The organism is Paenarthrobacter nicotinovorans (assembly GCF_007670255.1).
GTDB lineage: Bacteria > Actinomycetota > Actinomycetes > Actinomycetales > Micrococcaceae > Arthrobacter > Arthrobacter nicotinovorans_B.
In genome coordinates, this window is record NZ_SZVS01000027.1 from 1 (window position 1) to 1,402 (window position 1,402).

General features: G+C 63.3%; 1 protein-coding gene. It reads left to right on the forward strand.

Annotated elements, in window-relative coordinates:
- Positions 1–303 precede the first annotated feature (303 nt).
- The gene (locus FDP28_RS20375; protein WP_144663429.1) at positions 304–1,383 is read left to right on the forward strand and encodes an IS110 family RNA-guided transposase; all 1,080 of its coding nucleotides are present in this window, start codon (positions 304–306) and stop codon (positions 1,381–1,383) included.
- Positions 1,384–1,402 lie beyond the last annotated feature (19 nt).

The window sequence follows — 1,402 nt, forward strand, 5'->3', positions numbered from 1 at the left end:
ACCCAACTGTGAGTCTTGATCGTGGCTGGTCTGGGACTGGCTGGCAGGATGGGTGCAGGCCGTTCCGCCCGATGGATGTGACTCGTTACCCAACTGACCCGGAAGGTGTCTTTCCCTAGACCTGTCAGTCCATCGGGGTGGTACGGCCGGCACCTGTCCGGCCCACCTCGGTAGCTTGATCAGAAGATTGTCCGCCCCTTTGCGGGGGCGTGACTCGTCACAGTGCTGTTCCTTGGTGACCTCTACCCGGACTGGTACCGGCCGGCGACGGCCATGACCATGTCCGTGAGAGGAAAGGTACCAATGACCGCCATGTCTATCGTCGCGCATACTCATCCATTTGTCGTCGGCGTCGACACGCACGCCCGTAACCACGTCTACGCGATCCTCACCGCGAATACCGGTGCTTTGCTCGAATCCCGGGACTTCCCCGCGACCGGCGCCGGGATCAACCGGGCGATCGACTGGGTCGCCCGGCGTACTGGTGGCAGTGCCGATACGCTGTGGGTGATCGAAGGTGCCGCGTCCTACGGGGCGATCCTGGCCGGCACCGTGGCCACCCATGGTTTCCCGGTGGCCGAAGCGCCGCGCATGGATGCCAGGAAGCGCCGTGGGGTGGGCAAGACCGATGCCCTGGACGCCCACCAGATCGCCATGACGGCCCTGCCTCTGCCGGTGGAGCAGCTGCGCCGGCCCCGCCTTCATGCGGGGATCCGCCAAGGTGTGAGGATTTTGGTGACGGCGAGGGGATCCATGAGCAAGGACCGCACCCGCTCGATCAACGCGCTCAACGCCCTGGCACGGAGCAATGACCTGGGCATGGACGCCCGTAGGAAGCTCACCAGCGCCCAGATCACCGAGATCTCCAAATGGCGGTCCCGAGAGGAAGAGCTCTCCCTGGCCATCGCCCGCGCTGAGGCCGTGCGGCTGGCTAAACACGTCCTGGCCCTCGATGAACAGCTCACGGCCAACGAGAACCAGCTCGATGAACTGATCAAAGCCAGTGAAGCCGCGCCCTTACTGGAGGAGACAGGCTTCGCGGCTATAAGTGCCGCGAAGTGCCTCGCTGCGTGGTCGCACGAAGGAAGGGTCCGTAACGAGGCGGCATTCGCCTCCCTGGCCGGAGTGAACCCCATACCCGCATCCTCCGGGAACACGGTCAGGCACCGCTTGAACCGGGGCGGTGACAGGGCACTGAACAGTGCTCTCCACATGGCGGCAATAAGCCGGATGACCCATGATTCAGAAACACGGCAATACGTGGAGAAACGACGGGCCGAAGGTCGCACCAACAAGGAAATACGCCGCTGCATCAAACGCTACATGGCCCGCCACATCTACCGCACACTCAACGCTGCCGCAACAGCAACCCAAACCCCTTGACAGACATAGAAGAGTCTAG